The following is a 26,672-nucleotide window of genomic DNA, read 5'->3' as shown; positions in this document are numbered from 1 at the left end:
ATTACTTAATGAGTTTTTTGTTGCTCTATCAACAACTCATTCAATTGAGCTAATCGTTCTGGAGTTCCGATATCGTCCCAGTTACCTATGTACAGCTCCGTAGAGACAACATGCTCAGCCAATTTACTTTTTAATAATGGCCCTAAGCGATGAGTACCCGCTGTAATTCCTGCAAAAAATTGCTGATGAAAGCGACTAATACCAGAAAATGTATACTTGGGGCTATCTGCGCTTAGATGACGCAACGTAAAGTCACCATTTGGGTTGTGGGCTGGATTTTCAACCAACACAATATGTGCCTCGCCCGCATCTAAGTGAATATGCAGTAATGAACTAACATCATAGTCGGTAAATATGTCGCCATTAATAACAATAAATTGCTCACCAAGCAAAGGTAATGCTTGAATAATACCACCTGCAGTTTCTAATCCCTGCTCAGGCTCTTGGCTATACTCAATATGTACTCCAAGCTGGCTACCATCGCCAAAGTAAGCACGGATCTTATCTCCTTGCCAAGCAAGGTTTATAATAAAATCAGTGATCCCTGCTGTTTTTAGTCGCTCAATATGATGCTCGATTAATGGTTTTCCTTGCACCTTTAACATAGGTTTAGGTAATTCTGCGGTAAGTGGCATCATTCGCTGACCGCGACCCGCGGCTAAAATCATCGCTTTCATTATTTAGTTGGCACTTTATTAAGTGCGACTAAGGTAGCAGGAATAATCTTACTGTTGATCCATTTACCCAGCTCCACCAACGATGAATGATCTTGCGCCACATCACTAATGTAGCGCAGTGTCGGTAATACATTATCCATATAACCGAGTTTACCATCGCGTAAATTTAACCGGCAAAAAATACCCGCCGCTTTTAAATGGCGTTGAATACCGGTTAAATCAAACCATTGTTTAAAGGTTGCAAAGCTGATGTTACTGAGCAAGCCCTGTTGCTCAAACTCAGCAAATGCATGCTCAAGTAAGTATTCAAGTTCATCGTGAGGAAGTTTAAAATAACAATCACGCAGTAACGATACCAGGTCATAACATACCGGGCCTTGCACGGCATCTTGATAGTCAATAATTGCCCATTGCTGTTCACTGTGCATAATATTACGGCTATGAAAATCACGGTGTACGGTGACGCTAGGTTGCGCGAGTATATTTTCAATTAATAACTCACAGCTCGTTTGCCATAAATTACGTTCTGCAGCAGTAACTTCTAGCTCTAAAAATCTCTCTACCAACCATTCTAAAAAAATACTTAGTTCTAATTCTAAAAATGCCCGATCAAAATCTTTCATGTGCTCAACAGGCGGCATTTTTGCCCATTGTGCACTAAGTTTTATAAGGTGTTTATAGTGATTGATACGTTCTTTATCATCCAGCATATCAGCAAGATGTGTGTTGCCTAAATCGCTTAATAAGAAGAACCCTTGCTTTTCATCAGCATGTAATATTTTTGGTAGTTTGAAACCATGCTCAGAAAAAACTTTGTTGAGTTCTATATAAGGAGTGTTATCGAGCTTAGCTGGATCTGAGTCCATAACTATATAGCTATCTTGACCGCGATTTAGGCGGAAATAACGACGAAAGCTGGCGTCTCCGGTGATCGCAGCTAGCTGGTATACTTCATCTTCGAAGTGCGGATTTAAAAACTGCTGTAAACTTTTATAACGATTCATTTTACAAGATATCTATTTTTCACTAAGTCAATTACTGTATTTGCCATTGTTTTCCTTTATTATGTCATTCTTACATCCAACGACAGCATATTAAGGTTAATAAATGAGCAAAACCTGGGGCATGATGATGCTAAGTGTGATCAGCGCACCATCGTTCGCCGAAACTGAACTGACACACAACTTTTGTGGCAATTCAATGCAAACCAGAGCTTGGCAACCGCTTGCTGGCCTTGACTTAGGCATGATCGATATCCGTTCAGATGATATTGAACTGCTTGGCACCCAAAGCGCAGAATTTACCGGTAATGTTGATATTAACACCCTTACTATGAGTTTGTCCGCACAAAGTGCGCTAATTGACAAACAGCGTGGGTTACTTAATGCAACTGGCCCTATTACTTACCGTGACACTATCAGTGAAGTAAATAGCTCAGGTCTTAATGCTGATTTAAATAGTTCTGAAATCAGCCTACTTGGTGCCGATTATAAGCTGACGGATCAACAAGCACACGGCGGTGCAGAAAAGCTCACCATTAATAAGTCTGGCTTAGATCTGCTGAACGCAAGCTTTACTACCTGTCCAAGCGATACGCCCGTGTGGGCAATTCAAGCTGAACAAATTTTATTATCCCGTGAAGAAGGCTGGGGCGAAACCCATGATATGGTATTACGTATTATGGATACGCCAGTACTTTATTTACCCTATTTCACTTTCCCAATTGATAATCGAAGAAAATCAGGCTTATTAACACCCAATATTTCCAGTTCAGATCGCTACGGCGTAGAAACTGTTACTCCATATTATTGGAATATTGCACCAAACTTTGATGCCACGATTACACCTCGCTATATGTCTAAAAAAGGCTTACAGCTGCAAACCGAGTTTCGTTATTTAAGTGATATCAATGAAGGTCTCGTAGCACTTGAATACCTTGACAAAGACGACTCCGAACCAGAACTCAAAGAGCGCTTTCTATTTCACTGGCAACAACAAAGTTATTTTGCCGAAAACTGGCGTGCAAATGTTGATATAACCAACGTCAGCGATGATAACTATCTCACTGATTTGGGTTCTAATTACGCAACACGTACTGACACCCAACTGTATCGTACTGGCTCGTTATCACACTTAGGTGATACTTGGCGTACAGATATTAAAGTACAAAACTTTGAAGTGCTCGGTGATCATCTTGAATCGTATGCGGCATGGCCACAAATTAGCTTTTCACAAACAGCACCATTTAGTTTTCAGGATATTGAACTGACCCTAGACGGTGAACTGAGCCACTTTACTAATGATACGGCAATCATAGAAAAAGCCACTCGGGTGCACATCGAACCCAAAGTAAGTTATGGTTATCAAGAGCATGCTTGGTCGTTTTTATCTGAATTTAGCGTACTGCACACTAACTATAAGCAAGAAGGTGATTTAGCTAATACCGATTATGCTAAATCAGTTTCACGTACCTTGCCTAAAGTGCGTTTATACAGCCAATTAAACTTTGAGCGTGATACCACTATCTTCGCTGATGATGGGATTCAAACCTTAGAGCCACAAGTGCAATATTTGTATACACCAAATAAAGATCAATCCGATATAGGTTTATACGATACGACAAAACTACAAGATGATTTTTTTGGTTTATTCCGTGATAGTCGCTTCTCAAGCGTTGATCGTATAGCCGCAGCGAATCAATTTACATTAGGTGCAACCACGCGTTTATTTAATAATAAAAACGAAGAATTGTTTAATTTTAGTGCCGGTCAAATATTTTATTTAAGTGACTCTGCCAAGCCAACATCACAAGGGTTAAACTCAGATACCAACTATAATGCCTTGTTTGCCGCACAAACCATGTTACATTGGCACCGCCGCTGGTATTTATCAGGCGGAATTCAGTATGACACCGATGGAAAGCAGATTATCCAGTCAAATGTGACTTTAGATTATAAAGGTGACGATAATCAGCTGGTACAATTGAACCATCGCTATGCAAATGATGTCTCAGGCAATACAATCGAACAAGTTGGCTTTTTTACTAGCATTCCGCTCAGTGATCAATGGCAGTTTGTAAGTAGCTATCACCGCGATTTAGAAAGCGGTCGTAGTGTCGAGGTGTTCAGCGGATTGCAATATGAATCCTGCTGTTGGGCCTTTCAAATTACCGGTCGTCGCCAAATCGCAACTGATTTAAATCAAGCGATAGGCCAAGAACAAGCCACTTTTGATTCAAGCATTGGGTTTAATATTGTCTTAAAAGGGTTAGGTAGTAAAAGCCGTTATGATGCACAAAAATTATTACAACAAGGTATTTTTGGCTATCGTAGACCGTATTTTCTTAATAACTAGTATTACCGTACTATTAGCAAGAGTATTAGAAAAAGTATGAATTTAAAAAAATTATTAGCATCAGCATTTTTGACGCTTGGTTTATACCAAAGCGCTTTCGCAGCCCCTGTTGAAATAGACAAGGTGGTTGGTATTGTAAACCAAGGGGTTATTTTACAAAGTGAAGTTGACACCATAGTTAACCGTGTAAAAACCCAAGCCAAAGAGCAAGGACAAGAATTACCTTCGGATGATACGCTACGCATTCAAGCAATGGAGCGCTTAGTAAATCAAGCGCTGATGATGCAATTAGCCGAGCGTATGGGGTTAGAAATCTCTGATAGTCAACTGGATCAAACTTTGGTTAGTATGGCTAAAGAACAAGGCGGAACAATTGCAGACTTGCGCCGTACGATTGAAGCGTCAGGCGAGAGTTTCCAGTCTTATCGTGAAGAAATTCGTAAAGAAATTACTACTCAACAAGTGATGCGCGCAAACGTAGATCGTCGTATTTATATTAGCCCGCAAGAAGTTGATAACCTTTTAAAAATAATGGAAAGCCAAGGTCAAAATACGGAAGAGTATGACATTGGTCATATCCTCATTGATATTCCAAATAATGCCACTGCAGATGAAATTTCTGATGCAAAAACTCGTGCCGATAAAGTCATCGAATTTTTACGAGAAGGTAAAGAATTCAAACGCATCGCTATTTCATCATCAAGTGGTTCAAAAGCTCTTGAAGGTGGTCAGCTAGGTTATATGAGTATCAATGAAATGCCGTCATTATTTGCTGAAGCAGTTAAAGGCACTAAAAAAGATGCCATTATCGGCCCGCTACGCTCTGGCGCTGGTTTTCATATCATTAAAGTGCAAGATATTCGTGGTCGCCAGGTTGTTGAAACAACTGAAGTTCGTTCTCGCCATATCTTAATCAAGCCGTCAATTATCTTAAGTGAAGAAAAAGCCCGCAATATGCTAAATGGTTTTGCCAAAGAGTTACGCGCAGGTACAGCTGATTTTGGTGAGCTTGCTAAAGAGTATTCAGAAGATCCAGGCTCTGCACTTAAAGGTGGAGAGTACGATTGGACAGATCCTACAACCTATGTGCCACAGTTTAGAGACGCCCTACTATCACTTGATAAAAATGAGATCAGTGACCCGTTTAGAACCACATTTGGTTGGCATATAGTGCAGCTATTAGACAAACGCATTGCTGATAAAACCGAACTAGCTAAACGTAACCGTGCTCATGGCATGCTCTTTAATCGTAAATTTAAAGAAGAAAGCTTTAACTGGCAGCAAGAAATGCGTGAGCAAGCCCATGTTGAAATTTTCCCAATTGATGAATAACCAATGATTCTACGTATTGCAATTACTCCCGGCGAACCTGCCGGGATCGGCCCAGATTTACTGTTGCAACTTGCACAGCATGATTGGCCTGCGCAGCTGGTTGTGATTGCTGATAAGCAGTTATTACAACAGCGAGCCAAACAGCTTGGTTTAACAATCAATTTAATTCCATTTGATGAAAACGCAGCAGCAGCAATCGCTCCAGCAGGGAGTGTCTATCTGCACCAAGTTGATTTAGGTGCCGAAGTTGAAATGGGTGTATTAAATGATGCCAACGGCCAATACGTACTCGATACTTTACGTATCGCGTGCGAAAAAAATATGAATGGTACGTTTGCTGCGGTTGTAACTGGCCCTGTTAATAAAGGTATTATCAATAAAGCTGGTATTTCATTTAGCGGCCATACCGAATACTTTGCCCAGCAATCAAACACCCCTGATGTGGTGATGTTGTTAGCTACTGAAGGCTTAAGAGTTGCACTAGTGACCACGCACATCCCACTAGCTTATGTATCACGTGCTATTACAAGTGAGCGTTTAAGTAAAGTTGCGGGTATTTTAAACCATGATTTACAAACTAAATTTGGTATCGAAAAACCACGTATTTTAGTCTGTGGGCTTAACCCTCATGCGGGTGAAGATGGCCATTTAGGGCGTGAAGAAATTGACACCATCACCCCAACCATTGAACAGCTAAATAGTGAAGGTATGAATTTAATCGGGCCATTGCCTGCTGATACCTTGTTCCAAGACAAATATCTATCACAAGCTGATGCTGTGCTGGCAATGTATCACGATCAAGGTTTACCTGTGCTAAAATACAAAGGTTTTGGCAAATCGGTTAATATCACCCTTGGTTTGCCGTTTATACGCACCTCAGTTGATCACGGTACGGCGCTCGATTTAGCCGGTACTGGTGATGCTGATGTTGGTAGTTTTGAATTAGCGATCCGCGAAGCAATTAAGCTCGCCCATGAAAAAGCACAAAATCAATGACAGATAAAGTACATTTAGGACACCGCGCCCGCAAACGTTTTGGGCAAAACTTTTTATGTGATGAGATGATCATCGATAAAATCGTCACCGCGATTGATCCTAAACCTGAAGATAATTTAGTTGAAATCGGTCCTGGTCTAGGTGCTATCACTGAACCGGTAAGTGAGCTAAGTGGCCACTTAACGGTTGTTGAGCTAGATAAAGATTTAGCCCAGCGCTTAACTGAGCATCCTTTTTTAGGGCCTAAGCTTACTGTGCATCAAGGTGATGCAATGAAATTTGATTTTTCAAGTTTGATCAAAGCTGACCGCAACAAACTAAAAGTGTTTGGTAATTTACCGTACAATATTTCAACACCGTTACTGTTCCATTTATTCGAGTTTGCCGACAACATTGAGCATATGCATTTTATGCTACAAAAAGAAGTGGTAAAACGCATGGTAGCAGGACCTGGTAGTAAAACATTTGGTCGCTTGAGTGTAATGACACAGTATTACTGTAATGCAATGCCTGTCATCGAAGTACCACCAGAGTGTTTTAAACCAGCACCGAAAGTTGATTCTGCCGTTATTCGTTTAATACCGAAAAAGCCAGAGCAACGTACAGCAAAAAGTACTAAAATTCTTAACACTGTGTGTTTAGAGGCCTTTAATCAGCGCCGCAAAACACTGCGCAACAGCTTAGCTAATTTACTCACCGCAGATGAATTAACTAGCATTGGTATAGATATCACGTTGCGTGCTGAAAGCCTTTCGTTACAACAATTTATTGATATAGCTAATTGGATTTATGACAACAAGCAGTAATTTGGGCTCACCCATCAAAGTATCGGTAGAAACATTTTATGTTGAGGGTCAATCACAACCTGAACTTGATAAATATGTATTTGCTTATTCCGTTACCATTAAAAATCACAGTCTATGCAGCGCAAAGTTAATTAGCCGCTATTGGTTGATCACTGATGCAAATGGTAAAGAAATCGAGGTACAAGGTGAAGGCGTAGTCGGTGAAAAACCAACTATTGGTCCTGGTGAAAGCTATAAATATACCAGTGGTGCAGTGCTAGATACTCCCGTAGGAACGATGCAAGGTTATTACACCTTGAAGAATGAGTTCGGTACAGAGTTTGATGCACCTATTAATGTTTTTCGTTTATCACTGCCTAATATTTTACATTAAATAACCTGAAATCGGGTTAAGATATTTATTAACGCATTGATTTAATGATATAACTAGCCTTTAAGCTGTCCTGTCGGAGATTTTCAGAGATAACAAGGCGAATTTACGCGTCAATAGCTGGCCTATTGCAAGTAGATTCAACGCAGTTAGCGTTGAAAATAGCCACAGGAGATAGATTTATTCTCCCGAATTTAGGTTAAATAATGGCAAATTATGCGATAGGTGATCTACAAGGTTGTTATAAAGAATTTCAAGCTTTGTTGCTGCAAGTTGACTTCAACCCAAGCAAAGATCACCTTTATTTAGTGGGCGATATTGTCGCCCGCGGCCCCGACTCACTTGCCTGCCTAGATTATATATATACACATCAAGATAGCATCACCGTTACCTTGGGTAATCACGACTTACACCTGATTGCCAATTACATGTTAGATAAACCCGCTAATCCTAAAGACAAGCTCACCGCCCTGCTTGATTCCACAAAGCTACCTGCTTATATAGCCATGTTACAACAGCAACCACTTGCTTTATGGCTTGAAAAAGAACAGGTATTTATTAGCCACGCCGGTCTCAACCCCGCATGGTCCATTGAGCAGGCTCTGCAACATGCTCAATTTGCTGAATCCTGCTATCAAGGTGAGAATGCGCGCGATTTTTTCAAACATATGTATGAGCAGCACCCTAGCCTTTGGAGTGAACAACTCAATGACTTTGAGCGGTTTCGTTATATTATAAATTACTTTACTCGAATGCGATTTTTAACCCTTGATGAACAATTAGAGTTAAGCTATAAAGGTGGTATTGCTAACGCTACTGCAATGATCCCTTGGTTCAAGCACCCAAGATTTACAACTTTTAAACAACATATTGTTTTTGGTCATTGGGCTGCTCTTGAAGGTGTAACCGATCATGAAAATATCTACGCTTTAGACACTGGTTGTGTGTGGGGTGGAGCTATGACCTTGCTAGAATTAAAAAACAAACAATTATTCAGCATTAATTCAGCTAATTCTATCTAAATAACCTGAAAAAAAACTCATCTTCTGTTAGATTTAAAGTTATAAATGTTAAAAGTAATTAAATTTAATTACTTAACTTATCCGCAATAAAGCCGATAAAGTCTAATTGCTACTCTCTTTATGGAATTTTTATATGAACTTAACTGTCAGCCAGCGTATTTGGGGTGGTTTTATTTGTATCACCTTATTACTTCTTTTAATTGGGGGTAATTCACTGTTCAGAATCGCAAATATTAATAATTCAGCGCAGCAAGTAAATCAATTATCATTGCCTGCACTGGAACAAAGTTCTGAACTTCAGGTTGAGTTTATCTTAATGAGTAAAGCTGCCCAAGCAAGCTTTTATACCACTTCAGCTGCAGAGCTTGCGCCAATTGAAAAATCAGTGTTCGAACAAAAACAACGCTTTGATAAATCTTACTCGCAATTACGACAAGTTGTCAGTGACAATGCTCAACTAAATCAAAGTAGTCAAAGCGTGGAACGAACTTACAAAAGTTTTATTAAATTAGTAGAAGATTTATTAAAAGATAAAAAAACTCAATTAGAACTCAATAAATCATTACGAGCACAGTTAGAAACTATTGAGCTTGCTGCAGAAGATGCTAACTCTGTGGTTTTGGATATTATCGATATTGATGGTTTAGAAAGCAGTGATAGCAGAGCCTATCAAGCAGCTAATAAATTAGAAAATAACTTTTTATCTTTGGTGACTAACAGCACTGACATGCTGACAGTTAAAACCCAAAATACCTTAGATATCGTCAAAAATGAGCAGCTTTATTATTTAGAAGAAATTGAGCGTAGTTTAAAGCTACTCAAACCGGTTGTTGAAGCCGCTGAGCCGGGTTTATACAACGATCTAAACAACTACTTTGTCTCTATTCGCGATAACATTCTCGGCAACAATAGTATTTCAGCTAATAAAAAGCGTTTAATTGATGTGATCGCAATGACTGAAACGGAACTTACTGAGGCAGAGCAAGCTACGGCAACTGCATTAAAACAACTCAACGAGTTAGTCGCTCAAGCGAGTAATGTTGCTTTTGAATTACAAAAAGAAGTTAGGATCGACGTCGACTCAGCCAACTTATGGACTTGGGTTGGTATGATAAGTGCTACCTTACTAGCTATAATAGTGGCTTATATAACAGTTAATCGCATTACTAAACCACTTGCAGAAGTTAACCGCATTCTTGATATTGTTGCTAGTGGCGATATGACACAACGTCTTGATGATACGGCTAAAGATGAATTTGGTGAGCTATCGCGTAGTTGTAATACACTTATCGCCAGCTTACGCAGCTTGATCAAAGGCATTATATCTCGTTCCACACAACTTGCTGCGGCCTCAGAAGAAACGTCTGCTATTACCGGTGAATCAAGCCAAGCAATTCGTAATCAACAAGCACAGGTAGAACAAGCGGCAACAGCGACAACAGAAATGAGCAGTACCTCACAAACGGTGAGTAATAGCGCACAACAGGCACTTAAAGAAATCAAAAATGCCGATAAAGAAGCTGAACGAGTTAAGGGTATTTCTAGCCAGAATAAATCGACCATTGAGCAGCTAGCTCGTGAAGTTGAATCAGCCTCACTAGTCATTAATAAGCTTCATCAAGATAGCGCCTCGATTGGTAGTATTCTTGATGTTATTCGTGGTATCGCGGATCAAACTAACTTACTAGCACTTAATGCAGCTATTGAAGCAGCACGTGCCGGTGAACAAGGTCGTGGTTTTGCCGTTGTTGCTGATGAGGTTCGTTCATTGGCTAGTAAAACACAAGCCTCGACTCAAGAAATTCAAGCCATGATCGAATCATTGCAAACAGGCGCTGAAGCAGCCGTAACTGCAATGTCTAAAGGCAAGCAACAAGCTGATTCTTGTGTTGAACAATCAGACCTAGCCAACGCAGCACTGGATTCAATCACCTCAGCGGTTGCTTTAGCACATGATGTGAGTGAAGAAATATCGACCGCAGCACAAGAGCAACAACAAGTCTCACAAGAGATCAGCGAGCGCCTTGAGTCTATCGTAGCCATTGCTGAACAAACCGCTGAAGGAGCTAATCAGACTAATATATCAAGCTCTGAGGTCGCTAAACTTGCCGAAGAGTTACGCTTGTCTGTAGATGAGTTCAAAGTCTAGGGCAAAGCAAATTAAAACAACAAAGCCGTGTTGATTTAAAACACGGCTTTTTTTTCGAAAAAATAAACCACCGATACCCCACTTTTCACTGCTGAGCTAACAAATTGCGTGAGAACAGCCAACTGTTATAATTTCATCGTCCACACACTAGCTTTGCTTGTTGGCAATACTCCATTATTTTTCCACAAAAAAGCCGAACTCCACGTTAATAAAGTTCGGCTTTTAATGATCATCAAGCTTAGCTAGATTACTTTACCTATGCAGCAGGATACTCGCGATACGCACGCTCAATATTCTTCGCTTGCTTTTTAGAGATACCTAAATGCGCAAGTGCTACACGTAAACGTGCGCGCGATAGATCTGAGCCTAATATTTCCATTGCATCAAGTACTGATGTTGAAGACGTTTTGCCAGTAATAGCGACAAATATCGGCTCTAAAAAGTCTTTAATCTTCAGCTCATGGAAAGTAGACACCGCTTTAGCTATAGCAAATATTGCTGATTTTTCCCAGCTTCGTAAGCCCTCAAGCTCCCAGATAAAGAACTGTAAAGCTTGGCGAATTACATCTTCATCGGCTTTACCAGCGGTCAGTAACGCAGGGTCGTAAGTTGGAATGCCACCGACAAAATGACCGGCTAAATCAACCATATCTGATAGGGTATTAATGCGGGCTTTCGCCTCTGGTAATACTTTAGCAAGCATTGCCCCATTAAACTTCCAATCTACAAAGCGCTGAATTAGCTCTTCGTTGCTGAAGTTTTCGCGGATCCACATGCCGTTTAACCAGCTTAGTTTATCAACGTCAAATACTGGGCCACCGAGTGATACACGCTTCATATCAAAATGTTCAATCATTTCAGCAAGCGTGAACTTTTCACGCTCATCCGGCATTGACCAGCCCATGCGTCCAAGGTAGTTAAGTACCGCTTCAGGTAAGTACCCCATTTCTTTATAGTAATTAATAGAAGTTGGATTTTTACGCTTAGATAGCTTTGACTTATCTGGGTTACGTAATAGTGGTAAGTGACCAAGCACCGGCGCTTGCCAACCAAAATCTTCATATAATTTTAGCAGCTTTGGCGCAGAGTTGATCCACTCCTCACCACGGAAAATATGGCTAATTTCCATATGGTGGTCATCGACCACGTTAGCTAAAAAGTAAGTTGGGAAACCATCGGCTTTAAGTAACACTTGCATATCAACGTTTTCCCACGGGATCTCAATTTCACCACGTAAGTAATCGTTAAATTTAAAGGTACCTTCGCTTGGAATATTCATACGTATAACGTAAGGCTTACCGGCAGCTAAGTTGGCTTTAATTTCGTCATCCGTAAGGTTTAAACCACGGCCATCGTATTTAGGACGCAGGCCTTCAGCCATTTGCTCTTCACGCATTTGGTCCAGCTCTTCGCTAGTTGCAAAACAATAAAATGCTTTGCCATCATCAACTAACTGATGCGCATATTTTTTATATAAATCGCTACGCTCTGATTGACGATAAGGACCAAACTCACCACCGACATCAGGACCATGATCCCATTCAAGCCCTAACCAACGAAGACTATCCATAATCGCTTGTTCTGATTCTGAAGTGCTACGTACTTGGTCTGTGTCTTCAATACGAAGTACAAATTCGCCACCTTGCTGCTTAGCAAAACAGTAATTAAATAAGGCGATATAAGCGGTACCAAGATGCGGGTCACCGGTTGGTGACGGCGCAACACGTGTACGAATTGTCATGGTTATGTTCTCTTTCAATGGGCAATAAAATATGCGCTAAATGCTAACACAGCAAATGCGCTTGAAAAATGAATATTAAGCTGCAGCTTTATTTAAGTAAGCAATGATATCGTTTGATTCATATAACCAAGTGACTTGGTTATCTTTTTCGATACGTAGACACGGTACTTTTATTTTTCCGCCTTGTTCGAGCAATTCTTGACGATACTGTTCATTACTTTTCGCGTCGCGCGTTTCAACTTTTAACCCTTCGCGTTTAATTGCACGGCGCACTTTTACGCAGAATGGGCAAGCTTTGAATTGATATAGTTTAAATTGTGCAGTGAGTTGATCAAGCTGAGCTTGCTCTCCCGCAGGACGTTTTTTACTACGTGGTGTAAAAACAAAATCAAAAAATAAGATCAAACTACCTAATAACCAACGAACTAATTTCATCAACTGGGCCCTGTTTACAACAATTTAAGGGCACAGATTTTAGCACAGAATATAAAGCTAAAATAGCATCAAAGAACGCGAATCCATCTCCTAAAAGGTAAAGCAATCCACGTTATTTTAAAAATATAAAGCAAAACTCAATACCGCAGTGAAAAGGCCGGCATCAAAGAATAAAAGCTTGAGTCTTGCTGTATTATTAAACTATTCATTTATATCCTCAAGGGATGACTTTAATGTTTTACAATGTAGTAGCTTGATAATCTAAAACAACACCAAATCATCTCGATGGATCACTTCACTACCGCAATCAAAAGCTAGTAACTTAGCTATTTCACTTGAATGACAACCTTTAATAGTGTCGGTTTCAGCTTTACTAAAACGTACTAACCCACGGGCCACTAATTGTTGATCACTGGTGACTAAATCAATCAAATCGCCACGTTCAAACTGCCCGCGCACACCGCGTACGCCTTTGGCTAATAAACTAGCGCCTTGTTGCTGTAAAGCATTTACTGCGCCATCATCAATCACTATTTGGCCACTACTTTTAGGTCCAGCTAACAGCCATTTTTTACGGCCATCTCTTGGCGCTGTTAGCTTTACAAAGCGTGTTCCTGGTAACTGTTCGCTCATGCAATTAAGGATCACATTTTTACCAGCACCTTTGGCTATAATCACTTCCACCCCGGCTCGACGAGCGATATCAGCGGCTTGCAATTTCGTTGCCATACCACCCGTGCCTAGACTAGTTCCACTGCCACCAGCAAGCTGGCGTAACTCATCATCAATATGTGCCACTTCGTCAATTAATTGCGCATTAACATCAGTACGTGGATCACTGGTAAATAAACCTTCTTGGTCGGTTAGTAATAATAATTTGTCGGCATTAGCTAATATAGCGACCAGTGCTGAGAGGTTGTCGTTATCACCTACTTTAATTTCAGCAGTTGCGACCGCATCATTTTCATTAATGATTGGCACCACGTCATAACTTAATAATGCAGTTAAAGTATCGCGGGCATTGAGGTAGCGTTCTCGGTCATCAACGTCAGCGCGAGTCAGTAGCATTTGCCCTACATTCACGCCATATAAAGCAAATAAGCTTTGCCAAATGTGGATAAGCTGACCTTGACCAATCGCGGCAAGCATCTGTTTATCAATCAATGAACGACCGCAGGGTTTTAATAGTTGCTCTCGGCCAGCAGCCACCGCGCCACTTGATACCAGCACAACTTGATGACCTTGCTTTTTTAATTCACAACATTGGCGAACTAATTCAACCATGTGTGCTTTGTCGAGTTTATCGGTTCCACCAGTGAGTACACTCGTTCCCAGCTTAACCACTATTACCTGTGCCCTTTGCATGCTTTTTACTACACAAAAATATTGAAGGATTTATTTATACCAGTTATCGATTTTTGAACAAGTTAAAAATATTCAATCACGGTGCTGACGTGCTAGGATCGTGTTTTAATTCACTTTAAAGCGACCTTCATGCCAGCCAGTTTATGTTTAATAATCGCCACCTTTTTATGGGGTAGTTCTTTTATCGCGCTGAAATACGCGATCGCCATTTATGACCCTGCACTGGTGATTTTTTTACGCATGTTAACCACCTTAGTCATGGCATTGTGCTTATGGCGTTACGTTATTCGCTTTAAATATCATCAAGGTGACTGGAAATATCTGGTGGGGATGTCGCTGGCTGAGCCCTGTTTGTATTTTTTATTTGAAGGCCATGCGATGGAATATACTTCAGCTTCTCAAGCGGGGGTTATTGTATCGTGCTTACCGATTATCGTAGCACTTTTAGCGTTTTTTATGCTCAAAGAGTACATTAGTAAGGCCATTGTTATTGGTTTCACTTTTTGTATTGGCGGCAGTATCTTATTAACTTTAATGTCGCCAAGCTCAGAGCAGGCTCCCAATCCATTGCTGGGTAACTTTTTGGAGTTAATGGCAATGGTCTGCGCTGCATTTTATACTATTTCAGTTAAACATTTAGTTGCTCGCTACTCACCATTAACCTTAATTGCACTGCAAGGTTTTAGCGGTAGTCTGTTCTTTGCGCCATTTTTACTGTTTATTGATTTACCCAGTGAAAATCAACACGACCTTGGCGCATTATTAAGTATTTTATATTTAGGCTCTTGCGTCACCTTAGGCGGCTATGGTTTGTATAATTACGCAATTAGTAAGGTGTCAGTGCTCACTGCCGCAGCCTATTCAAATTTAATACCGATTTTCACCCTAATATTATCAGCAATTATCTTGGGAGAAGTGCTTTCTCTTAGCCAATGGCTCAGCATTGGCGTGGTATTTGTAGGTGTAATGATAAGTCAGCGTCATCAAGAATTGGTAGTAGACATAGATAACACCGATGCAGGTGATGGCAATTTATCGGCAGAGACTAATAATCGTAATTCAGTCCCGGAGGCTAAAGAGTCAAACGGATAACAGGTTAATAAATACAAGCCTTTATGCGCTAAAAAATCGTACTGGGACTGATGAATAACCGCAATCCCACGCACTCGATAGCGATCAATTTGGCCATTTTGCGTTTGTAAGCTAAATTGCTCACCTACATTCACTTTTTGTAAGAAAGCAAAGTGAGTGTCATTATGTCCAGCAATTAACACGCCTGCTTGCTCAGAGCCTAGCTCTGCACTAGCTAAAAAGTGACTCGGAGCAAACGCTAAGTTACGGCCACTGGCTCCTGCTAATATTGTTAAGGTTTGCTTTTGGCTTGGCCAATTCAGTTGTGCAGTTACATAACTATCAGCATAGAACCAGGGTTTAACTTGTTGCTCTGGCGTTGTCAGTGCCACTTGCCAAGCCTGCTCTATAAGGTGTTGTGCCAGCCACGCTTTAGCTTGCATATAACTACCATGACCAAGCAACGCCAAGCCAACAATCAACAATATAGCGCCAATCACTGCTTTCATTTTTTCAGTCTCAACACTGCAAATCCAGCCAACAGCATGCAACCGAGTAAAATATGTAGTCTGCTTTGCCCATCAGTTTGTGGCAAACTCATTGCTAGACCCTGAGGTCGTTGATTAACCACTTGCACATTCTGCTCAGCAACAGTGCTCGATGGTGTCTGTTCAATCGCTACAAAGGCGGTAAACGGACTAAGTAATTGATGTTCAAGCGCTAGACTCTCAACCTGTGCTTTAACCTGCTCTTGCTCGTTATAAAGTAATAATGATTTAATTTTTTGCCGTGCCCACAACCTTGCAATTCCATGAGCCGGTCGCCCTTGTTGTGTATTTAACTTTATCGACAACGGTCCTTGCGCCGTTTGCCCCGCTAAAGTAACGCCGGCATTATTATCAAGCTTTATAGCAACCATCACCGGCTCTGAAAAATACAGGTCGGGTAACGGCGATGGCCAATATTCAAGAGCTTGATTTGCCAAATCACTGCTAAGCGCAAGTTGAGTAATTGCAGGATGAGCTAACTTATCAAATAGTTGCTGCATTTTTGGTTGCACGTCACTACTGCTGCCAATATAAGTAAACGTTCCGCGCCCAACATCTGCAGCTCGACGCATAAAGTAACTATTAGGCGCACTACCGATACCAATCGTAAACAAACGACTATCACCTAGTTGCGCACTAATATGTTTAAACAATGCATCTTCATTACTGACACTGCCATCGGTTAAAAATACCACTTGACGCACATACCCTAGATGCTCACGAGCATCTAGTACACCATCTAATGCCCCTTTAATATCAGTGCCGCCATCAGCTTGTAAATTATATACAAAGCGCTCAGCACGGCGTAAATTAAAATCATTAGCCGGCACAGGTTTATCGCTCATAGGCATAATTTGATCGTCAAAGCCGACAATATTAAAGCTGTCGTTACTATCAAGTAACGATAACGCATAATGAAGTGCACTTTTGGCTTGCTCCATTGACTGTCCGTGCATAGAGCCGGAAGTGTCGACTACAAAAATCATTTCTCTTGCTAGACGCTGAGTCTGCGTAAAATGATCATCCGGCGGCAGCAACATTAATAATCCATAACGCTCACCATTACTGAGCTGCTCAGTAAAAAATGCGGCTTGCGCTTGCTCTTTTTGCAGCGGTTTAAACTCCAGTAAAAAATCACGATTCACGGCACGTTGTTCATTTAAAGTAACTTGATACTGACCAAATGCCAGATTTTCGGTATTAATACGATGATATTTAGACTGAATATCCACCAGCTCTAGGCCAACATCAATATTAACCGTTAGCTTAAACTCGCCTTGAACCGCGCCTGCATTTTTAGTGGCCATGTAAATCGGTGCTATCCACCCCGTGGCAGCAATACTCGCTGATGATAACTCATTACTCTGCGAGTCAATCATATCCTCTGCTGTTTCATTTAATACCCCATTAATCGGATGGTAACGCGGCGTTATCGTGGTTGGAAATCGTAGTGCAAATGTACCACTGCGATAATCAATCACTTCTTGATATTGCAGCTCTATTTGTACTTCTTCGCCGGGGCCGATGTTTGCCACATTAGTGACAAACATGTTTGCACGCTGCTGGCGCACTAAAGCGGCTTGTTTACCCGCTTGTTGCGCCTGTTGAAAACGCAGCTCGGCTTGTGCTTTTTTATCAATTTCACCTTTGATCACTCGCTCACCAATGTGCATAGTCATGGCATGAACCGCACTTTCATCGGGCAGCGGAAAGACATAGCGTGCATTAACAGCAAACGGGTTTTCATTGCGATAATGTTGAGTTACCACGACATGGTTTATCAATCCGGTGACTGTCATGGTGGCATCACTTTTTAAGATTACGCCAGGCGCTGCCTTTGCACCATTGCTGTCGAACATAGTTAGTTCTGGCGATGTGCTGGCGTTACTCGCACAGCTAACAAACGCGATGAAGGTAAAAAGGCTTCCCCGTAACCATAAATGGCTACGGGTCAGCACTTTGCTTGGTTTACTCAACATAAAAATCACTCCCTTGGCGGCTACTTGGCAAAATGGCGATTAGTTACTCGCGGTTTGGTTATACGGCTGCGTGCTTGGACGAGTTGTTAACGTTACACGGCGGTCAAACATGTTTTCTTCATAATTATCGCTATCTGCCACAGTTTGTTGCTCACCAAATGCGGTAGTCGTTAAGCGGGTATGGCTAATACCTTGCTTTATTAAGTAGCTTTGTACATTTGCGACTCGCTGTTTTGAAAGCGCTAAGTTAGCGAGCTCATCACCACGTTGATCGGCAAAGCCATTTAAATCCAGCTGCAAGTCTGGCTGGCTTTGTAGTAAATTCACTAGTTGATCAAGTTGGCTGGCAAAGTGCGGGGCAATCTCACTTGAACCGGTTTTAAATTGAATGGTCATTGCCATTAGGTTGTGCATTTTGGCTAATGCAAGGCGTTCGTTATTACTCTCAAGCTTATCGAGCTGCTCACTCATTTGCGCATTTTGAGCAAGTACATGCTGGTAATCATCGGTTTTATCTTGCAGCACAACTAAAGCTCGTTGTTGCTCGGCAATTTTATCTTCTGCCACTTCTTGCTCGCCAATCAAGCCTCCGGCAAATGCACCAACAAAGGCACCAATTGGGCCGCCAACAATACCGCCAACAATTGCCCCCGTACTTAAACCTATCACCGTTTCTTTATGAGTTTCTTTTGCTTTAACTGCAACTGTGTCAGCGTGGGCTAAGTTAGGTGCTGCAAAAATAGTAGCGACAGTGCAAGCGATAATCATTTTTTTCATGGTGTAATCCTTTTTTGCTTAATTACTTAATAGTTGGCAACTCATGGGTTGGTAGCTGCCCGATTTGGTATAACGCCATTAAAGCAAGCTCAAGTGGCAACAAAGGGGAGCAAAAAAGGCAAACTGCTGAGCAATTGTGGCAAAAAAAAGGCAATTGCTTTTTCGCCAGTGCGAAAGCAAAAAAATTAGGTATAGTGCAACTAGAATATAAGAAGGTGCTGTAAATGAAGAAGATTGCAATTATTGAAGACGAACCCGCGATCCGCGAAAATTACATGGAAATGCTCAGCGCGCAGGGTTATCTGGTCAGCGGCTATAGCAACCGTCAAAGTGCAGAGCATGCTTTTAATGACGCACTACCAGACTTAGCGATTGTCGATATTGGTTTAGGTCATGAAATTGATGGCGGTTTCTTACTATGCCAAACTCTGCGTTCGCTTTCTAAAACCTTGCCGATTATTTTTTTAACCGCCCGCGACAGCGAAATAGATACAGTGTGTGGCCTACGCATGGGCGCTGATGACTATCTCACTAAAGATATCAGCATGGCGCATTTGGCGGCTCGTATTGGTGCACTGTTTCGACGTATGGAAGCACTCGAGCAACCCGCTGATCAAAATGCTTTACTCAATCGCGGCCCGCTCACGCTTGATACTAAACGCATGCAAGTATTTTGGCAGCAGCAAATAGTCGATTTAACCGTAACTGAATTTTGGATGCTGCATTCACTGGCACAGCGCCCTGGGCATGTAAAAAGCCGTAACGAACTAATGAGTGATGCAAAGATTTACGTTGATGACAGCACTATCACTTCTCATGTTAAACGTATTCGCAAAAAATTTATCGCTTTAGATACTGACTTTGATTGTATAGATACCGTGTACGGTATGGGTTATCGCTGGGAGCAAGTGTAATGCTGCGCTTTGGTTTGCGCAGTAAATTTATATTGCTGTCGTGTTTTTTATTTTTACTGCCTTGGCTTGGCTATGAATACGTGTGGGAAATGGAAAAATTTCTGCGCCAAGGTCAAGAAAAAACCTTAGTCGGCACTACCCGAGCACTCGCCACGGCCCTGCATGAGCGCCCAGCATTATTTGACTCGCAAACCAATTTTTTAGATCAGGTTATAAAAGGCCGTGATCTCTACGCCTATAACCTTAGTAACCCCATTCAACTTGATGGCAAACTGTCGGACTGGCAGCCTTATCAAAGTCTTTTTTGGCATTACGACGAGCGCTATTTACAAACTAATAAACCAGACCATCAGCTTGAGGACTTATCGTTTGAGCATATGGTTGGTAAATATGAAAACTTTTTATATGCAGTATTTAAAGTTACCGATGACTCGGTGGTTTATCGCGCTAAAAACACCCTAAGTTTAACCCGTAATGATCACTTACAGATCATGTTAAAAACCCCACAAGGAGAATTTAAGCACTATATTGTTGCCGCTCGCCAAGATGGCTGGATCAACGCATTTGACGCACAAAGCAAAACCCCAATAACAAAAATTCAAGGCTATTTTGTCAGTACAGAGACTGGCTATAACATAGAGTTGCGGTTTCCGCTAACGATGCTTGGCAATAAGCTCGGCTTTGCAATTGAAGATTGGGATCAAGGCAAGCCTGAGCCACAGACTATGTCGACTTCAAACTTACAAAACCCCAATGATATTGGCTCAGTGCTGGTGCCCTCACCTGAAATAAATCGTATATTAAAAGGTATGGGTCACAGCGGCAGCCGAATTTGGGTGGTTGATAATCATCACCGCGTGTTAGCGCAGTCAGGATCAATTCATCATGCCGACGGCGTTTGGGCTGATGGGCTTAACGACCAGCCAGCAAAAACCTGGTGGCAACGATTTGAGAAAAACTACTTACATCCACTTTACTATAAAGTACTTACTCGCCCTGAAAATGAATTTTTAGATACCTTGCACGATGTCGCAGCGATGCAAGGCACACATATAGGTAAAGCACTCAGTGGCACACCAGCATCGTCTTGGCGACTCACTCCAGATAACAAAGCGGTTATTTTATCAGCCGCATATCCTATTTGGATCCAAGATAAGGTCATTGGTGCTGTAGTGGCCGAAGAGACTACCAATGGTGTTCGCACATTACGCAACAAATCGTTAGAGAAACTATTTAATGTGATTTTAGCAGTGATGCTAATAGGCACAGTAACGTTATTCTTTTTTGCATCAAGGATCTCCAGTCGTATTCGTCGCTTAAGAGATACCGCAGAGCAAGCCATTGATGCTCAAGGGCGAGTAACTGGCACTATTAATTACAGCGATTCAAACGATGAAATTGGCGATTTATCTCGCAGTTTTGCAAATATTGTAAGTCGCTTAGGTGGTTACACTAACTATTTAGAAACCATGTCGTCGCGATTATCTCACGAACTCAGAACACCCGTTGCGGTCGTACGTAGTTCCCTTGAAAACTTACAAATGCAGCCACAAAGTGAGCTGAGCCAAAAATACCTTGATCGTGCCAGTGAAGGAGTCGAGCGTTTAGGTAAAATAATCACCACCATGAGCGAAGCAACTCGCCTTGAGCAAAGTATTCAAAGCGCTGAAGCTGAACCGTTTGATTTGCGAAATGTGATCAATGGTTGTATGCAAGGCTACCAGCTAACCTATGCACAGCAACAATTTAGCCTTAATATTTGTCCGCAACCATTACTACTTAACGGCGCGCCTGAGTTTATTGCTCAGTTGCTAGATAAACTAATCAATAATGCCTTAGAGTTTAGTGTTGAAGATAGCGCTATAAGTGTCAGCCTTGATCAACATGATAATGAAGCCCTGCTATGTGTCAGTAATCTAGGTCCACTTTTACCCGAGGGATTAACAGAGCATATTTTTGATTCAATGGTGTCGGTACGTAGTCAACAACTGCAGCAGCAACCACACTTGGGTTTAGGGCTTTATATAGTACGTTTAGTGTGTGAATACCATAAAGGCACAGTTAGCGCGGCTAATAATCAACAAGCTGATGGTGTGACTTTTACTGTTCGACTGCCTATTAATAATAATTAAGGATTACATTTATACACATTTTGTACGGTTAATGTTCACTTACAATTCAGTCGCGCAGACATATGCTTACTACTTAACTAAGTGGATAAGATAGGAGGCAATATGCAAGCGATACTGAAACGTGAAGAAATTGATTTTATTTTTGATTTATACAGCTATGAAGATAGTGATGAGTTAAACAGTAGCGAACCTAACTCTGATACTGAAAAACATGACATAACGCAATCAAAAGTAATTTATCAGCCTAGTTGTTTGACCTAAAAGCGGTTTGCTCATTACAATGGCGCACCTTGTAAAAGTACTGCCTAATAATGAAAACTCATTCTGCTAAAAAAGAACTTATTTTATTACCGATCTTACTGATTGTTATTTTACTGTGTATTGCTGGGCATTTTTTACTACAAGCCAGCTTCCAAGATAGCAATGTTACCGAGTATATGCTTGCTGCGTTACCTTTTGCTATGTTTGGCTTAGTGATTATCGCTTTTAAAATTGCCAGTAACAGTGAAGACAAAGAGCGTGCAGAACAAAGTGATAACGGCTAACGCTTGCACCACACACTCTCTTGATTATTTATAATATATGGTAACCAAACCAATCGGGCTTAATCGCTTGAGATTGCTCACTCGGGGTTAGCTTGATATGTAATTGACTGTCGAGCAAGTCAATTGCAAAGCAATCATCTACATCATGTAAGTCATCTTTATGAATATGACTTAAACCTGCTAGTAAATCCTCTTTTGCTCTTTGTTTAGCTTCGTCGCTACTACTAGCTACATATAACGCAAAGTCATGCTGCTCAGCTAACCTATCAGCACGATACGCTCCTAAATTTACAAAGTATAACTGCTGCGATTGGGCCAAGGGTTCATCAACCACGGTTACTGCAAAGCCATCAATGTGATTTACCGCCATATAGCTGTCCATGTGCACGCTACTTTTATCACCGACCCACTGCGCTTTTAATTTTGAGTAAGTTTGTTCTATCGATTCCCCAACAACAAAACGAACATCATGCATTTCAATATGGCAGCCCTGAATACGCCCACCTAAATACACCATAAATAACTGCATTTTCTCTCCTAACAAATAGTATCAACGTCAATGTTGTGTTTTTTAATCAATTTATAAAAATCTGAGCGATTTCGCTTAGCTAGTTTTGCCCCTTCAGCCACGTTACCGCCAGCCATCTTTAAAGCATTAATCACATAATCACGCTCAAATTCTTTTTTAGCATCGTTAAGTGAAAGCGGCTCAACATTGTTGGTATTACTATTAAGCGCACTTTCAACCAGCTGTGCTGATATTACTTCACCTGGGGTAAGTGCGACAACCTGCTCTACTACATTTTGTAACTGGCGAATATTACCCGGCCAATCGTGACGTACTAATGCATGCATTGCATCATTGGCGAAACGCTTTTCTTTTTGATTCATACGTTTAGCGATGGTAGCGCTAAAATACTGTGCTAATAAACTAACGTCTTCTCTGCGCTCACACAGTGGTGGCAATTTAAGATTCACAACATTTAAGCGGTAATATAAATCTTCGCGAAATTGCTGATTAGCAATCGCATCAGGCAAGTTTTTATGAGTTGCTGATACAATCCGCACATCAATTGGAATTTCTTCTTCAAAGCCCACAGGGCGAATAGTTTTTTCTTGTAATACGCGCAGTAACTTAACTTGTAAATTAAGTGGCATATCACCAATTTCATCTAAAAATAAAGTACCGCCTTGCGCTTGCTGAAATAACCCTTGGTGGTCTTTAATCGCGCCCGTAAAAGCCCCTTTTTTGTGACCGAATAGTTCTGATTCGAGTAATTCACCCGGTACCGCACCACAGTTTATTGCGACAAACGGACCTTCACTAACATGGCTATGTTGATGAATAGCATTAGCTAGTAACTCTTTACCTGTACCACTGGCCCCCGAGATCAACACATTGACCTGAGTCGGACCTAGTAATTTAACTTGCTCAAGTAAATGCAGCATAGCACCACTGCGGGTCACGATATTGCTGTTTGATGCACTTTCATCGGCACTGAGACCATGAATTTCAATCGCTTTTGCTAAACTATCAAATAACTCATCTTTATCTACCGGTTTAGTAATAAAGGCAAAAATACCTTGCTTCGTCGCTTCAACAGCATCAGGAATAGACCCATGAGCTGTCATCATCAACACTGGCAGCGCTGGGTAGCGATTTTGTAACTGACGGTGTAATGCCATACCATCCATTTCATCCATGCGTAAGTCTGTAACCACAGCATCAAACACATTATTTTTTAATAACTGTAGCGCAGCGATACCACTTTCGCAGGTAGTCACTTGATAGCCTTTAGATTCTATGCGAATAGCCAATAGTTTTAATAAACTTGCATCATCATCGACCAGTAAAATTCGCGCGCCTTGGTTTTGCTCTGTTGACATAATTACTGCTCCTTAGTTTCTTCGCGTAGTAATAGTTGCTGCTCGATGGCTGCCAGTGATGACAGGGTTTCTTGCATTTTATTATTCAACGCTTGCTGCTGTTTTTTAGCGTTGATCTGCTGTTTTATTTGTTGTTTTTGCAGCCATAAATACTGTTTTATATCATCTGGCCAATAATAAGCTTGATCCAGTTTTAGCAGCTGCGTTAATACTTTTTCCGGTGCTAATACATTATTTTTGCAACTAAAATCAAAATAATGCTGAAGCTCTTTAGCACCAATATAAACCGTTTTACTCGCTGCCACTTGAAAACCACCGCACGACTTTGCATGCCAACCAATAACCGTTTCGGCAGGTGCATACATAGGATCGGTTTTCGGCCTAGGTTTCGGATTTGGTAAACTATCCCCTTGTGGTGTAGTCACCTTACCCGCTTGTTCAGCTTCAGGGCTGCTTTTATTTACTGGCTGCTCAGTTAACTCACACCCTGCGAGCCCTAAGGTTGTAATGCAAACCACTAAAATGGCATTTAAACGCACGCCCATGCTAATTAACTCCTTGGTTTTTATTGGTTGGAGGGATGATTGGGATTTGAATTATAAAACGACAGCCTTGTGGCTCATTATGCTCAACGTGTAAAGTACCCATCAATTGCTCAACAGACTCTTTTACAATGGTGAGCCCTAAACCACTACCTTGAGCGGTTATATCTTTAGCATTCTTACCTTGATAAAAGGCACTGAATATATGTGATTTCTCTTGCTCTTTAATACCGGTGCCTTGATCGCTAACGCTCATAGTCAAAGTACGACCAGCTAATGACAGAGCAATATTGACCGCCTGTCCTGCTGGTGAAAACTTTAAGCCATTAGAGATCAACTGAATTAAGATCATTTCAACAAGCTCTGCAGCAATTTCCAGTGGTTGCTCGGGTAACTCACAATGCCAACATAAGCTTTGCTTACGCGCCACTAAACGATGTTCAAAATGGCTGTTTATCTTGGTTATTAATTGCGAGAATTCCAGCTCACTTAAGTCTTCTTTGCTGCTGCGAATCGCATTGTAACTAAGTAAACTATCGATCATAGCGCGCAAACGCACCATGCTCTGGGTAATTAACGCCAACACCGCTTGCTGCTCTTTGTTAATTGGCCCAACGATTTCATCGGCAAGTAAGTCAGTGCCCTCAACCATTGACGCTAATGGAGTTTTCAATTCATGGGTAACATGGCGTAAAAAAGTATCTTTTTGTTGCTCTAATTGATGCAACTGCTCTTGCACCCATTGTAATTTATTTCCTAGTTCAACCAACTCAGCAGAGCCTTGTACAGCTATTTTTTGTTGCCAATGACCTTGCCCAAGCTTATCAATAACCGACGTTAATCCTTTTAAGCGACCACTTATACGCCATAAAAAACCACCACCTACTAGTAAAGTTAATGGGATAAGTGCTATTAACCAATTGATAAATGAGCTTTGCAAAGCTTTTAACTGTTGCTGATTTTTAGTTATTTGCAGCTCATTTTGATCTCTTAGCCACACCGTTTGACGCGCAATAAATTCACTCACAGGAATAAACAATTGCGCATCTTGTTGTCCTTCAGTAACGAGTTGAGTATGCGCTAATTGCAATACCTGTGCGAGTTGCTGCCATTGCTTAATATACTCCCCCGTAGAACTTATAAAAGTTAGTTCATCAATGCTTTGTAGTGATGATTGCCACTTATCAACAATCAATTCATCGAGTGATTCGCTTTTCAGCACCCAGTTTTGTCGCGTTGCACGCTCTAAGCTATTGAGGTCTTGCTTAAGATTATTAAATGACTTGGTAATTTGATAATTTTCACTGACGATTTGTTGAGTTACTGCTAGCTGTTTATTCAGCGCATTTAAAAATACAATCACTACCAGTGATAATGGCAGCAGCGATAACAAAGTACTAAACAAAAACTGGCCTATTAAATTGGGTCGCCAACTAAGTAATGCACTGTACTTTTTAGCGAATGAGGCCATTATCGCTACTCCTTTAGTTAAATGTCTGATTATGGAAGGTGTTACTTATACACTAGCTGAATCAATAAGAATAATGAATAAGGCGAACTGTGTAGCGCTATATAAAGCGACTGATGCTAAATTGAAACAACTTAACCAACTGTTTTTTAAAAACTTAATCAATACCCGTTAAAAGTTGTTGCAAAAAAGACACACTGCCCAGTCATTTTTTCCCACTTATTATCATGCCAAAACATTAAGTCACTGATATTTTTACAATAAAAAAATTGGCATCGTTCTTGTAACATCCGTATCAACGACTGTTTATAAGGAAATAATATGAAAATATTAACACCGCTGTGCTTATGCATCAGCCTACTGCTTAGCTTTAACAGCTTTGCCATTGATGTCGAGGCCACCTTCGCAGAACTTGATAAAGACAGTAATGGCACATTGAGTGAAGCAGAAGCATCTGAAGATGCGGTATTACACGAAAGTTTTGAGCAAATTGACAAAGATCAAAATGGTCAAATTTCATTTGCTGAGTTTAAACAATTTTTGCAATAATTTTCCCAAAGGA

The 26,672-nt window shown here is 41.0% G+C and carries 25 protein-coding genes; 13 read left to right on the top strand and 12 right to left on the bottom strand.

Translation table 11 applies throughout. The features are described 5' to 3' along the window. Positions 1 to 5: 5 nt before the first annotated feature. Complete coding sequence (gene murU / locus H5187_RS04640; RefSeq protein ID WP_182717153.1) at positions 6 to 677, bottom strand: N-acetylmuramate alpha-1-phosphate uridylyltransferase MurU; 672 nt, start codon at positions 675 to 677, stop codon at positions 6 to 8. Next, on the bottom strand, positions 677 to 1,681 hold the full coding sequence (locus tag H5187_RS04635; protein WP_182717154.1) for an aminoglycoside phosphotransferase family protein: 1,005 nt from the start codon (positions 1,679 to 1,681) through the stop codon (positions 677 to 679). Before H5187_RS04635 ends, murU begins: the two co-directional genes overlap by 1 nt. Positions 1,682 to 1,784: 103 nt before the next feature. Between H5187_RS04635 and lptD the strand changes: the two genes are divergently transcribed. The 7 genes from lptD to H5187_RS04600 all read left to right on the top strand — a co-directional run bounded on the left by lptD (position 1,785) and on the right by H5187_RS04600 (position 10,706). Further along, positions 1,785 to 4,031 (top strand): LPS assembly protein LptD, encoded by a 2,247-nt coding sequence (lptD, locus tag H5187_RS04630; protein WP_182783698.1) that lies wholly within the window; start codon positions 1,785 to 1,787, stop codon positions 4,029 to 4,031. Positions 4,032 to 4,067: 36 nt separating this feature from the next. Then, the gene (surA, locus tag H5187_RS04625; protein WP_182762070.1) at positions 4,068 to 5,363 is read left to right on the top strand and encodes a peptidylprolyl isomerase SurA; all 1,296 of its coding nucleotides are present in this window, start codon (positions 4,068 to 4,070) and stop codon (positions 5,361 to 5,363) included. Between the two features lie 3 nt (positions 5,364 to 5,366). After that, on the top strand, positions 5,367 to 6,359 hold the full coding sequence (gene pdxA, locus H5187_RS04620; RefSeq protein ID WP_182717156.1) for a 4-hydroxythreonine-4-phosphate dehydrogenase PdxA: 993 nt from the start codon (positions 5,367 to 5,369) through the stop codon (positions 6,357 to 6,359). After that, a complete protein-coding gene (gene rsmA / locus H5187_RS04615) occupies positions 6,356 to 7,165 on the top strand; it encodes a 16S rRNA (adenine(1518)-N(6)/adenine(1519)-N(6))-dimethyltransferase RsmA (protein WP_145235444.1) in 810 nt (269 codons plus the stop codon). The genes pdxA and rsmA overlap by 4 nt, the downstream gene beginning before the upstream one ends. Further along, the gene (gene apaG / locus H5187_RS04610; RefSeq protein ID WP_145235442.1) at positions 7,149 to 7,538 is read left to right on the top strand and encodes a Co2+/Mg2+ efflux protein ApaG; all 390 of its coding nucleotides are present in this window, start codon (positions 7,149 to 7,151) and stop codon (positions 7,536 to 7,538) included. The genes rsmA and apaG overlap by 17 nt, the downstream gene beginning before the upstream one ends. A gap of 203 nt (positions 7,539 to 7,741) precedes the next feature. After that, on the top strand, positions 7,742 to 8,557 hold the full coding sequence (locus tag H5187_RS04605) for a symmetrical bis(5'-nucleosyl)-tetraphosphatase (protein WP_182783700.1): 816 nt from the start codon (positions 7,742 to 7,744) through the stop codon (positions 8,555 to 8,557). Positions 8,558 to 8,690: 133 nt separating this feature from the next. After that, complete coding sequence (locus H5187_RS04600) at positions 8,691 to 10,706, top strand: methyl-accepting chemotaxis protein (RefSeq protein WP_149982095.1); 2,016 nt, start codon at positions 8,691 to 8,693, stop codon at positions 10,704 to 10,706. Positions 10,707 to 10,962: 256 nt separating this feature from the next. Here H5187_RS04600 and gltX read toward each other — a convergent pair whose 3' ends face one another. The 3 genes from gltX to proB all read right to left on the bottom strand — a co-directional run bounded on the left by gltX (position 10,963) and on the right by proB (position 14,247). Further along, positions 10,963 to 12,447, bottom strand: coding sequence for a glutamate--tRNA ligase (gene gltX, locus H5187_RS04595; protein ID WP_182717159.1), 1,485 nt, complete (start codon positions 12,445 to 12,447; stop codon positions 10,963 to 10,965). 75 nt (positions 12,448 to 12,522) lie between these two features. Further along, the gene (locus H5187_RS04590; RefSeq protein WP_145235432.1) at positions 12,523 to 12,882 is read right to left on the bottom strand and encodes a glutathione S-transferase N-terminal domain-containing protein; all 360 of its coding nucleotides are present in this window, start codon (positions 12,880 to 12,882) and stop codon (positions 12,523 to 12,525) included. Between the two features lie 261 nt (positions 12,883 to 13,143). Continuing rightward, a complete protein-coding gene (gene proB / locus H5187_RS04585) occupies positions 13,144 to 14,247 on the bottom strand; it encodes a glutamate 5-kinase (protein WP_182731793.1) in 1,104 nt (367 codons plus the stop codon). Between the two features lie 129 nt (positions 14,248 to 14,376). On the opposite strand from proB, the gene H5187_RS04580 reads away from it, so the two are divergent. Then, the gene (locus tag H5187_RS04580; RefSeq protein WP_145235428.1) at positions 14,377 to 15,339 is read left to right on the top strand and encodes a DMT family transporter; all 963 of its coding nucleotides are present in this window, start codon (positions 14,377 to 14,379) and stop codon (positions 15,337 to 15,339) included. On the opposite strand, the gene H5187_RS04575 is transcribed toward H5187_RS04580, so the two are convergent. From H5187_RS04575 to pdsO, 3 genes are read right to left on the bottom strand one after another with little or no spacing between them, the layout of a single operon-like run. After that, entirely contained in the window at positions 15,231 to 15,827 is a 597-nt protein-coding gene (locus tag H5187_RS04575; RefSeq protein WP_145235426.1) for a class GN sortase, read from the bottom strand. The two genes, H5187_RS04580 and H5187_RS04575, sit on opposite strands and share 109 nt — an antisense overlap. After that, positions 15,824 to 17,845, bottom strand: coding sequence for a marine proteobacterial sortase target protein (locus tag H5187_RS04570; RefSeq protein ID WP_182797585.1), 2,022 nt, complete (start codon positions 17,843 to 17,845; stop codon positions 15,824 to 15,826). Before H5187_RS04570 ends, H5187_RS04575 begins: the two co-directional genes overlap by 4 nt. A 39-nt stretch (positions 17,846 to 17,884) precedes the next feature. After that, complete coding sequence (pdsO, locus tag H5187_RS04565) at positions 17,885 to 18,622, bottom strand: sortase-associated OmpA-like protein PdsO (RefSeq protein WP_182762064.1); 738 nt, start codon at positions 18,620 to 18,622, stop codon at positions 17,885 to 17,887. 224 nt (positions 18,623 to 18,846) lie between these two features. On the opposite strand from pdsO, the gene pdsR reads away from it, so the two are divergent. From pdsR to H5187_RS04545, 4 genes are all read left to right on the top strand, one after another. Next, on the top strand, positions 18,847 to 19,536 hold the full coding sequence (gene pdsR, locus H5187_RS04560) for a proteobacterial dedicated sortase system response regulator (RefSeq protein WP_145235419.1): 690 nt from the start codon (positions 18,847 to 18,849) through the stop codon (positions 19,534 to 19,536). Further along, positions 19,536 to 21,668: a proteobacterial dedicated sortase system histidine kinase gene (gene pdsS / locus H5187_RS04555; protein WP_182717163.1), complete on the top strand. Its 2,133-nt coding sequence runs from the start codon at positions 19,536 to 19,538 to the stop codon at positions 21,666 to 21,668. The genes pdsR and pdsS overlap by 1 nt, the downstream gene beginning before the upstream one ends. 102 nt (positions 21,669 to 21,770) lie before the next feature. After that, the gene (locus H5187_RS04550) at positions 21,771 to 21,929 is read left to right on the top strand and encodes a hypothetical protein (RefSeq protein ID WP_179959192.1); all 159 of its coding nucleotides are present in this window, start codon (positions 21,771 to 21,773) and stop codon (positions 21,927 to 21,929) included. A gap of 50 nt (positions 21,930 to 21,979) precedes the next feature. Next, the gene (locus H5187_RS04545) at positions 21,980 to 22,213 is read left to right on the top strand and encodes a hypothetical protein (protein ID WP_145235415.1); all 234 of its coding nucleotides are present in this window, start codon (positions 21,980 to 21,982) and stop codon (positions 22,211 to 22,213) included. A gap of 28 nt (positions 22,214 to 22,241) precedes the next feature. Here the strand turns inward: H5187_RS04545 and H5187_RS04540 are convergent, their stop codons facing one another. The 4 genes from H5187_RS04540 to H5187_RS04525 are packed head-to-tail and all read right to left on the bottom strand — an operon-like array spanning position 22,242 to position 26,116. Further along, positions 22,242 to 22,742, bottom strand: a complete 501-nt coding sequence (locus H5187_RS04540) for a DUF1543 domain-containing protein (RefSeq protein ID WP_182739824.1) — start codon at positions 22,740 to 22,742, stop codon at positions 22,242 to 22,244. Between the two features lie 8 nt (positions 22,743 to 22,750). Next, positions 22,751 to 24,100: a sigma 54-interacting transcriptional regulator gene (locus H5187_RS04535; RefSeq protein ID WP_182783704.1), complete on the bottom strand. Its 1,350-nt coding sequence runs from the start codon at positions 24,098 to 24,100 to the stop codon at positions 22,751 to 22,753. Between the two features lie 2 nt (positions 24,101 to 24,102). Further along, complete coding sequence (locus H5187_RS04530; RefSeq protein ID WP_182797584.1) at positions 24,103 to 24,645, bottom strand: hypothetical protein; 543 nt, start codon at positions 24,643 to 24,645, stop codon at positions 24,103 to 24,105. A 1-nt stretch (position 24,646) separates the two neighbouring features. Next, positions 24,647 to 26,116 carry a HAMP domain-containing sensor histidine kinase gene (locus H5187_RS04525; protein ID WP_182797592.1) on the bottom strand — a complete coding sequence of 490 codons (1,470 nt, stop codon included), beginning with the start codon at positions 26,114 to 26,116 and terminating at the stop codon, positions 24,647 to 24,649. 315 nt (positions 26,117 to 26,431) lie between these two features. Here H5187_RS04525 and H5187_RS04520 point away from each other — a divergent pair, with 315 nt between their 5' ends. Then, positions 26,432 to 26,659 (top strand): EF-hand domain-containing protein, encoded by a 228-nt coding sequence (locus tag H5187_RS04520; RefSeq protein ID WP_145235406.1) that lies wholly within the window; start codon positions 26,432 to 26,434, stop codon positions 26,657 to 26,659. Positions 26,660 to 26,672 lie beyond the last annotated feature (13 nt).

Source organism: Pseudoalteromonas sp. SG44-1 (genome assembly GCF_014164315.1).
In the GTDB taxonomy this organism is placed as follows: domain Bacteria; phylum Pseudomonadota; class Gammaproteobacteria; order Enterobacterales; family Alteromonadaceae; genus Pseudoalteromonas; species Pseudoalteromonas rhizosphaerae.
This window is presented reverse-complemented; position numbering and strand designations above follow the sequence as displayed.

What these genes read in the sequence shown, in the direction of transcription:
- murU (WP_182717153.1), bottom strand. Translation starts at nt 677, where the DNA reads ATGAAAGCGATGATTTTAGCCGCGGGTCGCGGTCAGCGAATGATGCCA.
- H5187_RS04635 (WP_182717154.1), bottom strand. Translation starts at nt 1,681, where the DNA reads ATGAATCGTTATAAAAGTTTACAGCAGTTTTTAAATCCGCACTTCGAA.
- lptD (WP_182783698.1), top strand. Translation starts at nt 1,785, where the DNA reads ATGAGCAAAACCTGGGGCATGATGATGCTAAGTGTGATCAGCGCACCA.
- surA (WP_182762070.1), top strand. Translation starts at nt 4,068, where the DNA reads ATGAATTTAAAAAAATTATTAGCATCAGCATTTTTGACGCTTGGTTTA.
- pdxA (WP_182717156.1), top strand. Translation starts at nt 5,367, where the DNA reads ATGATTCTACGTATTGCAATTACTCCCGGCGAACCTGCCGGGATCGGC.
- rsmA (WP_145235444.1), top strand. Translation starts at nt 6,356, where the DNA reads ATGACAGATAAAGTACATTTAGGACACCGCGCCCGCAAACGTTTTGGG.
- apaG (WP_145235442.1), top strand. Translation starts at nt 7,149, where the DNA reads ATGACAACAAGCAGTAATTTGGGCTCACCCATCAAAGTATCGGTAGAA.
- H5187_RS04605 (WP_182783700.1), top strand. Translation starts at nt 7,742, where the DNA reads ATGGCAAATTATGCGATAGGTGATCTACAAGGTTGTTATAAAGAATTT.
- H5187_RS04600 (WP_149982095.1), top strand. Translation starts at nt 8,691, where the DNA reads ATGAACTTAACTGTCAGCCAGCGTATTTGGGGTGGTTTTATTTGTATC.
- gltX (WP_182717159.1), bottom strand. Translation starts at nt 12,447, where the DNA reads ATGACAATTCGTACACGTGTTGCGCCGTCACCAACCGGTGACCCGCAT.
- H5187_RS04590 (WP_145235432.1), bottom strand. Translation starts at nt 12,882, where the DNA reads ATGAAATTAGTTCGTTGGTTATTAGGTAGTTTGATCTTATTTTTTGAT.
- proB (WP_182731793.1), bottom strand. Translation starts at nt 14,247, where the DNA reads ATGCAAAGGGCACAGGTAATAGTGGTTAAGCTGGGAACGAGTGTACTC.
- H5187_RS04580 (WP_145235428.1), top strand. Translation starts at nt 14,377, where the DNA reads ATGCCAGCCAGTTTATGTTTAATAATCGCCACCTTTTTATGGGGTAGT.
- H5187_RS04575 (WP_145235426.1), bottom strand. Translation starts at nt 15,827, where the DNA reads ATGAAAGCAGTGATTGGCGCTATATTGTTGATTGTTGGCTTGGCGTTG.
- H5187_RS04570 (WP_182797585.1), bottom strand. Translation starts at nt 17,845, where the DNA reads ATGTTGAGTAAACCAAGCAAAGTGCTGACCCGTAGCCATTTATGGTTA.
- pdsO (WP_182762064.1), bottom strand. Translation starts at nt 18,622, where the DNA reads ATGAAAAAAATGATTATCGCTTGCACTGTCGCTACTATTTTTGCAGCA.
- pdsR (WP_145235419.1), top strand. Translation starts at nt 18,847, where the DNA reads ATGAAGAAGATTGCAATTATTGAAGACGAACCCGCGATCCGCGAAAAT.
- pdsS (WP_182717163.1), top strand. Translation starts at nt 19,536, where the DNA reads ATGCTGCGCTTTGGTTTGCGCAGTAAATTTATATTGCTGTCGTGTTTT.
- H5187_RS04550 (WP_179959192.1), top strand. Translation starts at nt 21,771, where the DNA reads ATGCAAGCGATACTGAAACGTGAAGAAATTGATTTTATTTTTGATTTA.
- H5187_RS04545 (WP_145235415.1), top strand. Translation starts at nt 21,980, where the DNA reads ATGAAAACTCATTCTGCTAAAAAAGAACTTATTTTATTACCGATCTTA.
- H5187_RS04540 (WP_182739824.1), bottom strand. Translation starts at nt 22,742, where the DNA reads ATGCAGTTATTTATGGTGTATTTAGGTGGGCGTATTCAGGGCTGCCAT.
- H5187_RS04535 (WP_182783704.1), bottom strand. Translation starts at nt 24,100, where the DNA reads ATGTCAACAGAGCAAAACCAAGGCGCGCGAATTTTACTGGTCGATGAT.
- H5187_RS04530 (WP_182797584.1), bottom strand. Translation starts at nt 24,645, where the DNA reads ATGGGCGTGCGTTTAAATGCCATTTTAGTGGTTTGCATTACAACCTTA.
- H5187_RS04520 (WP_145235406.1), top strand. Translation starts at nt 26,432, where the DNA reads ATGAAAATATTAACACCGCTGTGCTTATGCATCAGCCTACTGCTTAGC.